The sequence below is a fragment of the Streptomyces sp. NPDC059256 genome (genome assembly GCF_042753785.1).
Classification (GTDB): Bacteria; Actinomycetota; Actinomycetes; order Streptomycetales; family Streptomycetaceae; genus Streptomyces.
In genome coordinates this window covers 22,923-31,579 of the sequence record NZ_JBHYZO010000002.1, presented here as the reverse complement: position 1 = coordinate 31,579, position 8,657 = coordinate 22,923, and the positions used below count along the sequence as shown (strand labels likewise).

Annotated in this window: 8 protein-coding genes, 2 tRNA genes and 1 pseudogene; 9 read left to right on the top strand and 2 right to left on the bottom strand. The window is 69.0% G+C overall.

The features are described from left to right. Window positions 1–267, top strand: a pseudogene (locus ACFXJL_RS04645) (RNA helicase); the annotation flags it as partial. 279 nt (window positions 268–546) lie between these two features. Then, window positions 547–619: transfer RNA gene (locus ACFXJL_RS04640), tRNA-Lys, on the top strand. A gap of 134 nt (window positions 620–753) precedes the next feature. Here ACFXJL_RS04640 and uppS read toward each other — a convergent pair. Beyond that, window positions 754–1,545, bottom strand: a complete 792-nt coding sequence (gene uppS / locus ACFXJL_RS04635) for a polyprenyl diphosphate synthase (RefSeq protein WP_384689210.1) — start codon at window positions 1,543–1,545, stop codon at window positions 754–756. A gap of 256 nt (window positions 1,546–1,801) precedes the next feature. Between uppS and ACFXJL_RS04630 the strand changes: the two genes are divergently transcribed. After that, window positions 1,802–2,836 (top strand): methyltransferase domain-containing protein, encoded by a 1,035-nt coding sequence (locus tag ACFXJL_RS04630; RefSeq protein ID WP_384642363.1) that lies wholly within the window; start codon window positions 1,802–1,804, stop codon window positions 2,834–2,836. Between the two features lie 93 nt (window positions 2,837–2,929). On the opposite strand, the gene ACFXJL_RS04625 is transcribed toward ACFXJL_RS04630, so the two are convergent. Beyond that, window positions 2,930–3,592 carry an HNH endonuclease family protein gene (locus tag ACFXJL_RS04625; RefSeq protein WP_384689206.1) on the bottom strand — a complete coding sequence of 221 codons (663 nt, stop codon included), beginning with the start codon at window positions 3,590–3,592 and terminating at the stop codon, window positions 2,930–2,932. A gap of 260 nt (window positions 3,593–3,852) precedes the next feature. On the opposite strand from ACFXJL_RS04625, the gene ACFXJL_RS04620 reads away from it, so the two are divergent. The 6 genes from ACFXJL_RS04620 (at window position 3,853) to ACFXJL_RS04595 (ending at window position 8,426) form a co-directional block, all read left to right on the top strand. Beyond that, window positions 3,853–4,092, top strand: a complete 240-nt coding sequence (locus ACFXJL_RS04620) for a hypothetical protein (RefSeq protein WP_358880897.1) — start codon at window positions 3,853–3,855, stop codon at window positions 4,090–4,092. Window positions 4,093–4,291: 199 nt separating this feature from the next. Next, window positions 4,292–4,711 (top strand): YciI family protein, encoded by a 420-nt coding sequence (locus tag ACFXJL_RS04615; RefSeq protein WP_329020893.1) that lies wholly within the window; start codon window positions 4,292–4,294, stop codon window positions 4,709–4,711. Between the two features lie 10 nt (window positions 4,712–4,721). Then, entirely contained in the window at window positions 4,722–5,954 is a 1,233-nt protein-coding gene (locus ACFXJL_RS04610) for an RNA polymerase sigma factor (RefSeq protein ID WP_384689203.1), read from the top strand. Window positions 5,955–6,064: 110 nt separating this feature from the next. Then, on the top strand, window positions 6,065–6,811 hold the full coding sequence (locus tag ACFXJL_RS04605) for a MerR family transcriptional regulator (RefSeq protein ID WP_384642355.1): 747 nt from the start codon (window positions 6,065–6,067) through the stop codon (window positions 6,809–6,811). A 152-nt stretch (window positions 6,812–6,963) separates the two neighbouring features. Next, window positions 6,964–7,037, top strand: a tRNA-Met gene (locus tag ACFXJL_RS04600). A 261-nt stretch (window positions 7,038–7,298) separates the two neighbouring features. Next, window positions 7,299–8,426, top strand: coding sequence for a PP2C family protein-serine/threonine phosphatase (locus ACFXJL_RS04595; protein WP_358880900.1), 1,128 nt, complete (start codon window positions 7,299–7,301; stop codon window positions 8,424–8,426). Window positions 8,427–8,657 lie beyond the last annotated feature (231 nt).

Sequence of the window (8,657 nt, the reverse complement as noted above, 5' to 3'; positions counted from 1 at the left end):
CGTGGTGACCGTGGTGGTTTCCGTCGCGATGACCGGCCTTCGGGTGGGTTCCGTCGTGACGACCGCCCCAGCACCCACCGGGGCAGCGACCGCCCGTTCAACCGTGACCGTCGTGACGACCGCCCGGCGGGCACCGGTTTCCGTGCCGGCTCGACGGACCGTCCCTACGGCCGTCGTGACGACCACCGGGGCACCGGAACCGGAACCAACACCGGCTCCTCCTTCGGTCGCCGCGACGACAAGCCGCGCTGGAAGCGCAACGGCTGACGCACCGTCTGACTGATCGCCGGGCGCACGACTGACTCGGCACCAGGGCCCGTACCCCTCCAGGGGTGCGGGCCCTGTTCGTACTCATGGCCACGGGCGCGCTGCCGGGCGATCCACCGACAGACAGGCGGGCAACCGCCGTACGAAGTGGTCCATCTCACAGTCGATCTCCGCGAACGCCTACCGGCCGGTCACATCAACGAACTTCACCACACCGGTGATCCGATACCCGATCGGCGCACGGGCCTGATCGGGCTATGCTCAGTGGTGACTCGTCGAGGGCCGTTAGCTCAATTGGCAGAGCAGCGGACTTTTAATCCGTTGGTTGTGGGTTCGAGTCCCACACGGCCTACGAATCGCGGGGCAGGGGCTTTCAGTCGCTGACCTGCAAAGATGCGCCTTGCCTGGTTCGACCGGGCAGGGCGCATCTCTGTGTCGTGGCCAGGAGCACGGAGACGTGGAGGGGTTGCTGATGGGGAGTGCCCGCTAGGCGTCGCAGCGCACCTGCCGAGTGCCGTAGCTCCGCAGCGCTCGGAGGAAGTCGATCTCGCCAAAGGCCGGCCAGTTCGCCTCGCAGAAGCGGAGTTCGGCGTGGGCGCTCTGCCAGAGCAGGAAGTTGGACATGCGCCGCTCGCCGCTGGTGCGGATGATCAGGTCGGGGTCGGGTTGCCCGGCCGTGTACAGATGCCGGGTGATGTCGTCGACGGTGAGCCGTTCGGCGATGCCGGTGAGTTCGGCGCCGCTCGACGCCTGTTCGGACAGGAGGTTCCGTACGGCGTCGACGAGTTCCCGACGCCCGCCGTAGCCGATGGCCAGGGTGATGTGCGGGCCGTCGGTGCGACCCGCGGTCGATTCCACGGCCGTTGCCAGCGCCTGTGCGGTCGTCGTCGGCAGCGCCTCCAGCGTGCCCGCGATCCGTACCCGCCAAGGGCTGTCCGGTCGGGCGAGGTGGGTGGTCAACATCTCTTCGATGGTGCGCATCAGCAGGGCGACTTCGGCCTTTTCGCGGCGGGCGAGGTTCTCCGTGGAGCAGACGAAGACGGTCACGTGCCGGATGTCGAGTGACTCGCACCAACCGAGGACCTTCAGGGCCTGCTCGGCACCGTAGCGGTGTCCGACGCCGAGTTCGGCGAGACCCATCTGTCGGGCCCAGCGACGGTTGCCGTCCATGATCAGCCCGATGTGCCGGGGCAAGGGGCCGTTTGCCGTGCGCTGTCGCAGTCGACGGGTGTACAGGGACTGGCAACTCCGCCGCACCAGAGGGAACATGGCCTTCATGGAGGCATAGTACGGGGTGCGTACTTCGTGACACGTACTATGGCAGGGGCGTGAGTTTCCGGCATCCGGATGCCAGAGGTCCGGTTCATGGTGAACCACGTGCAGGTGAGCGGATTCGGACGGAACGCGCCCCCCTGCACCGCACCGATCCCGGATCGCGATACGAATACGGGCAAGGCCCCCTCTGATCCGGGGACGGCCCCTCTGATCCGGGGCACGGCAGGACAGGGATCCGGATTCAAGGCACAGGAGCCGCATGCGCACCAACGACGCCCAGATGCTGGTGCTCTGCACCCTCGCCGACGGGCCGCTCCACGGATACGCCATCAACACCGCCATCGAGAAGCTGTCCGGCAGGCGCCTCGGAGCGGGCAGCCTGTACGGGGCACTGGCACGGCTCGAAGCCAAGGAGTTGGTGGAGCCACTCGAAGAGCAGGGCCGCCAGCGGCCGGTGCGCCTGACTCCACAAGGGCGCGCCGTACTGGAGCGCGAGGCCCAGTCCATGGCCCGGGTGACCGAGCACGTCTTCGAAACGGCCGTACCCGACCGCATCGGCTATCTCGATCGACTGGCTGCGACCGACATCGCCCGTTCCTACAAGCACGTGATGCTGAAGCAGTTGGACCTCCGCCCGGGGCACTTCGCACTCGATCTCGGCTGCGGACCCGGAACCGACCTGATGACGCTCGCGCAGGCAGTTGGCCCGGCCGGGTCCGTGATGGGCGTCGACCTCGATACGGAGATGGTGCGACGGGCCCGTGAACGCAGCGAAGGCGTTGCGGGGCTGACGGTCCAGCGGGCCGATGTCCAATCGCTGCCGCTGCGCGATGCGACCGTGGACCGTGCCCGAGTCGATCGGACCCTTCAGCACGTGGAGCACCCCGCGCGGGCGCTCCGGGAGGTCCGTCGGGTGCTCCGGCCGGGCGGAAGGCTCGTGATGGGCGAGCCCGACTGGGACTCGCTCGCGATCGACTTCCCCCGGCTGGAGACCGCGCGTGCCTACACCCGCCACCTCACGGACCGGGTGGTGCGCAACGGGGTCATCGGTCGTGAACTGCCCCGGCTCGCGCTGGCCGCGGGCTTCACCGTGAGTGAGGTCATTCCGGTCACTTCGGTGTTCCGTGAGGCCAGGGCGGCCGACGATGTGCTGGGGCTGCGCCGCAACACGGATCGCGCGGTGGCGGCCGGCTATCTCGCGGCGAAGGACGCGCGGGAGTGGCTCGACCACCTCGCCGAGGGGCCGTTCTTCGCCGCGGTGACGCTGTATGTGGTGGTCGCCGATGTGCCTTAGGGCCAGGCCCCGCCTTCTGCTACCGACGGGCCGGGCCCGGCCCGAACGACGGGGGATCGCCCGACGATCGGACCGAGCCCGTTGTGCCAGCGGCTAGGGAGCGGGCTCGTACGTCACGGTGGTCTCCGTACAGCCCGCAGCGATGAAGTACAGCCGGTCCTGTTCCGACTCGTCGATGGCGAGGTTCCAGCGCAGTTTCGTCGCCGTCCACTCCGACGCGTAACGGCACAGCGCATCGGCTGAAGGCGGCAGCCATTCGGCCGGGTCCTGGTCGGACTTGGACCGGTTCGACCGGGCCGTCACCGCCACCAAGGACGCATGGGCCCCCTGGTCATTGGCGTACGCCTCCCTGCGGGCCGCCGTCCAGCCCGAGGCCCCGCTGTCCCACGCCTCCGCGAGCGGAACCATGTGGTCGATGTCCAGGGCGGATGCGGAAGTGACCGTGGCATCGTCGTAGTACGACCACCAGGAGCCACCCGTCAGCGCACAACGCGCACCGACCGTCGGCGCGATGACCGCCTCGGCGATCAGGACCTCCGCCCGGGTGTTGCACCCGTCCGTCGCATCGAGACCGGTGTTCCAGTGTCTGAACAGATCGCGGTCGTACCCTTCCCTGCTCTCGGTCTCGACGGCCAGACGGCTGACTCCGACGGCGATCGGCACGGTCTCGGCCGCATGGGCGTTCGGGGTGGAGAGGAGGAGGGGAGCCAGGGCAAGTGCGGCAGCCGTGGAGGCGCGCAACAGGTTCTTGATCACGTCAACTGGGATACGGGCACTTCACCCTTGGGGGAGGGAGTGAACCGAACGGCTGCGCCATATGGGCCCGTGGGTTCACCCCGGCAGGCCGGTCACTCCGTACGGGCCCTGCCACGTCTCCGAGCGGCGAAGGCAACGCATCCGCCGCTCGGCACGACTCCCACGTCCGTCGTCGGCCACGGGTCCGAACGCGGCGCTCCTTGCGGGTTGTCCCTGCCCCCGTGCCGTGACCCCTGTGCCGTACGCCCGTTGTGTTCGGCATGACGAAGACTCAGCGCATCCTCACCGCAGTTGCCCTCGCCGCCGGTGCCTCCGCCATGGCCGTGTCCGGTGCGTCAGCCGCGGTCGCTGTCGACGAGCAGACGGCCGGCGGCTCCACCTCGCTGGGGCAGCTCGACCAGCTGAAGGAGCTCAACCAGCTGAACCAACTGATGACGGTGCCCCAGCACCTCGCTCCCCTGCTGGACCCGGTGGCCCAGGTCGCCGGCGCTGTCCAGTAGCGGGGCGCCCCGGCCCCTCCCAGCGCGCCCTTCGCCGACGGGACTGCCAGACGGACCACCGGACCACTGGGCGGCCGGGTCGCCGGGAAAAGTTCTTTGAACTTTCTTCCCGGGACCTGTCGAGAACCCGTGGTCGGCTCCGACGTCTCCTACGAGAGTCGCCCGGCCAGGGCGGCCCGTTCCCCCAAGGAGTGGCGTCATGAAGTATCTGGTGATGGTCCAAGGTGCCCAGGTCGACTACGAGGCCATGGGGGGCAAGGCATCCCCGCACAGCCCGGCCTGGAACGAGCAGGACCTCCAAGCGATGTTCGAGTACATGGGCGCCATCAGCAACGATCTGTCCGAATCCGGCGAGCTGGTCGACTCCCAGGGACTGACCGAGCCTGCGCAGACCCGGCACGTCAGCCTCGGTGCCGACGGGCGCCCCGTCATCACCGACGGCCCGTACGGTGAGACGAAGGAGGTCCTCGCCGGCTACTGGGTGGTGGACTGCGAGAGCCTTGAGCGGGTGACCGAGATCGCCGAGCGGGTGGCCCGCTGTCCCGAGCCCGCGGGCATTCCGGTCTACCCCGTGGTCATCCGCCCCATCCAGGACGCCGGCGGAGGCGATGTGTGCTAGTCACAACGGGATGAGACGTTCTCCGGATACCGAGGACCTGCTGCGCCTCAACGCGCCGCAGGTCCTCGGTGCGTTGGTACGGCGGTACGGGCACTTCGACCTGGCGGAGGACTCCGTACAGGAGGCGTTGTTGGCCGCTGCGATCCAGTGGCCCAGGACGGGGCCGCCGGACAATCCGCGCGGCTGGTTGATCAAGGTCGCCTCCCGTAAGTTGACGGACCTCCTCCGGGCCGACGAAGCCCGTCGGCGACGTGAGGAAACCGCGGCGAGCCTCACTCCGCGCGATGCGTTCACCACCGCTCCCCCCGACGAGAGCCTGGCTCCCATCGAGGACGACACGCTCACCCTGCTCTTCCTCTGCTGCCATCCCGTGCTGAGCCCCACCGCACAGGTGGCCCTCACGCTGCGGGCCGTCGGCGGACTGACCACCGCGGAGATCGCCCGGGCGCATCTGGTGCCCGAGGCGACGATGGCCCAGCGCATCAGCCGGGCCAAGCAGAAGATCAAGGGCGTGCCCTTTCGTCAGCCGGGCCCCCAAGACCGCGGCCAGCGGCTCGCGGTCGTTCTGCAAGTCCTCTATCTGATCTTCAACGAGGGGTACACGGCCACGTCGGGCAGCACCCTGCACCGCGCCGACCTCGCCCGGGAGGCGATCCGGCTCACCCGTGCCGTGCGCGCGCTGCTGCCCAGGGAGGGGGCGGTCACCGGACTGCTGGCCCTGATGCTGCTGACCGAGGCCCGTAGTGCCGCCCGTACCGGACGGCACGGTGACCTCATTCCACTGGCCGAGCAGGACCGTTCGCTGTGGGACGGGCGGACCATCGAGGAAGGCATCGCCCTGGTTGAGGAGGCCCTGTCGCAGGGGCCCGCCGGGCCTTACCAACTCCAGGCGGCGATCGCCGCCCTGCACGACGAGGCCGAGAGCGCGGAGGCGACCGACTGGCCGCAGATCCTCGCGCTGTACGACGTCCTCGTACGGCTCGCCCCCGAGCCCATGGCGGAACTCGGGCGTGCGGTGGCGGTGGCCATGGTGCACGGACCCGAGGCGGGGCTGGGCGAGGTGGCCGTGCTGGAGGACCGGCTGACCGGGCACCACCGACTGGAGTCCGTGCGCGCCCATCTGTTGGAGCGGTCAGGTGACGTCGAAGGGGCCAGGGCGGCCTATCTGCGCGCGGCGGGCCGCACCCTCAGCGAGCCTGAGGCCCGCTATCTGCTCACCAGGGCGTCCCGGCTCCCGTCCTGACCCCGTCCCGACTCCCACCCTGAGGTTCGGACCGCGCTTTCGGGTATCCGGGAGGACGGTGGGATGTCCGGCTTGACCTTTACGTAACGTCAAGTTCTACCGTTCAGGACATGGAGTGGTCGATCCAGGAGATCGCCCGGCGCGCCGGGACGACGAGCCGCACCCTGCGGCACTACGGCGAGCTGGGGCTGCTGGAACCCACCCGCGTGGGCAGCAACGGCTATCGCTACTACGGTCCGGACGCGCTCGTTCGGCTCCAGCGGATCCTGCTGCTGCGCGAACTGGGGCTCGGGCTGCCGGCCATCGCCGAGGTGTTGGAGGGCCAGCGCGACACCGCAGCCGCCCTGCGGACGCATCTGCGGCTGCTGGAGCAGGAACGCGAACGCATCGGGCGACAGATCGCCTCGGTGCGGACCACTCTCCACAAGACCGAGTCAGGGGAGGAGCTCATGGCCGAGGAAGTGCTCGACGGCTTTGACCACACGCAGTACGAGCAGGAGGTGTCCAAGCGCTGGGGACGGGACGCGTACCGCAAGGGTGATCAGTGGTGGCGTTCCCTGACCGATGCGGAGCGTCGGGAGTTCATGGCGCAGCAGACGACGATCGCCAAGGACTTCGCCCGGGCGCTCAAGGACGGGCTCGCCGCTGACAGCGAGACGGCGCAGGCGATTGCCCGGCGGCAGTACGACTGGCTTTCGGCGCTGGAGGCGCCGTCGAAGTCCCACTTCATCGGGTTGGGTGACATGTATGTGGCGGACGAGCGGTTCACCGCCGTCTATGACCAGCACGGTGTGGGGACCGCGGCGTTCGTTCGCGATGCGATGAGGGCGTACGGGGAGCGGCATCTCGACGACTGATCAGCGACTCTGTTCGGTACGCATATCAGGTCAGACCGGTGAACCGCGGGCGGAATCCCGCCGTCCCCGACGGCCCTGTCCGGGGCGGCGGAGGACCCTCGGCGCAATTGGAGTTGATCTTGCTCCGGATAGCGTAAGGTTGTGTTCAACGGCGCGGGGTGGAGCAGCTCGGTAGCTCGCTGGGCTCATAACCCAGAGGTCGCAGGTTCAAATCCTGTCCCCGCTACTAGTAAGACATTAGCCCGGCACTCTTTTGAGTGCCGGGCTAATGCGTTTTCTCGTAACTCTTGCCATCTCCGGATTTCGTTTCCCTCTCTTTTCGGCGCACCCGTCGTCTCTTGGGCGGCCGTCTCCCTGGCCGGTCGAATGTGGCTGGCTTAGCCCGGTTGGACGGTGGTGGCTCGCCACCTGCCCCCGTTGGAGCCAGCCTGAGGGGGGCGCGGGAGCCGTGTCCGCAGCCGTGGGCGGACCTGGCAGGAGAACAGTCTTGGGGCAGCAGGAGCAACAGCACCTCGGATTGGGCACCTGGCGCTTCGTCCGTACGCTGCCCGTTCTGATGATCGTCGGCGGTGTGGTCTTCGATGCCCTGACCCCGCCGATGTTCACCGCCGCACCCATGTTCGCGGCGGCGCCCCTGTTTGCCGCACCCTTCTTCTCCTGGGTCGCGACCCTGTTGACGGGGGGCGCCGCCCTGGCCGGAGTGATCGGGCTCCACTACGCCAAGCGCACCCTGTTGGAGCCCACCACCTACACCGAGATGATCACGGTGGTCACGGTCTCCGGGCTCGCCCTGCTGATCAACTGGGTCATCCAGCGGAGCAGCGAGCGGTTGGCGTCCGCCCGAGTGATCGCCGAAGCCGCCCAGCGGGCGGTGCTGCCCACACCCGCCGAGGACATCGGCGGCCTGCGGGTCGCCGCGCGGTACGAGGCCGCCGTCGCGGACGCCTTCATCGGTGGTGACCTCTTCGCCGTACAGGAGACGCCCCACGGTGTGCGGCTGGTGGTGGGAGATGTCCGGGGCAAGGGGTTGGGCGCCGTGGAGACGGTCGCCGTGGCCATCGGCGCCTTCCGGGAGGCGGCGGAGCAGGAGAGTTCGTTGGAGGGCGTCACCCAGCGGCTGGAGCGCGCGCTCACCCGCGAGGCGAACCGCCGGGAGAGCCTCGACGCCAAGGAGACGTTCACCACGGCGGTGCTGGCGGAGATCCCGCGCGGGGGTGGCATCGTCCGGATGGTGAACCGAGGGCACCCCGAGCCCTTGATGCTGTACGCCGACGGCCTACTGGAGGGGCTCCCGCCGACCGAGCCGGCCCTTCCGCTGTCGATGGGCGATCTGGGGACCTGGCCCGATCGGGCGGAGGAGTACCCGCTGCCGCCGGGGGCGACCCTGCTGCTCTACACCGACGGTCTCTCCGAAGCACGGGACGGGGCGGGAACGTTCTATGACCCCGCCGTATGGCTGGCGGGACGGCAGTTCGTCGGCCCGGGGGAACTGCTCGACGCACTCCTCGACGATGTCCGTAGACACACCGGAGGGGGCAGCTTCGACGATATGGCGCTGCTGGCGCTGGCCCGGCCGGCGGAAGGTGGTGCGGTATGGCGGGGGCGTGGCCTCTGAAGGCCCGGGCCCACGGCTAAGAGAGCCCCGGGTGCCCGTGGAGGCCCCCTCTCGGCCCTCAGGGGCGACCCGCGGGTCGGGTTCGGTCAGGGCGACTGCTTGGCGCGACTTCATCAGGGCGACTGCTCGGCGCGACGCGGTTCTACCCGGTGTAGCCGGGGTGCCCGGTTGCGCTGTGCGGAGCTGCTGGGTGTTGCTGGGTGTTGCTCAGTGGCTCGGTTTCGACGTGTT

What these genes read in the sequence shown, in the direction of transcription:
- uppS (WP_384689210.1), bottom strand. Translation starts at nt 1,545, where the DNA reads ATGAAGGCCATGTTCCCTCTGGTGCGGCGGAGTTGCCAGTCCCTGTAC.
- ACFXJL_RS04630 (WP_384642363.1), top strand. Translation starts at nt 1,802, where the DNA reads ATGCGCACCAACGACGCCCAGATGCTGGTGCTCTGCACCCTCGCCGAC.
- ACFXJL_RS04620 (WP_358880897.1), top strand. Translation starts at nt 3,853, where the DNA reads ATGACGAAGACTCAGCGCATCCTCACCGCAGTTGCCCTCGCCGCCGGT.
- ACFXJL_RS04615 (WP_329020893.1), top strand. Translation starts at nt 4,292, where the DNA reads ATGAAGTATCTGGTGATGGTCCAAGGTGCCCAGGTCGACTACGAGGCC.
- ACFXJL_RS04610 (WP_384689203.1), top strand. Translation starts at nt 4,722, where the DNA reads ATGAGACGTTCTCCGGATACCGAGGACCTGCTGCGCCTCAACGCGCCG.
- ACFXJL_RS04605 (WP_384642355.1), top strand. Translation starts at nt 6,065, where the DNA reads ATGGAGTGGTCGATCCAGGAGATCGCCCGGCGCGCCGGGACGACGAGC.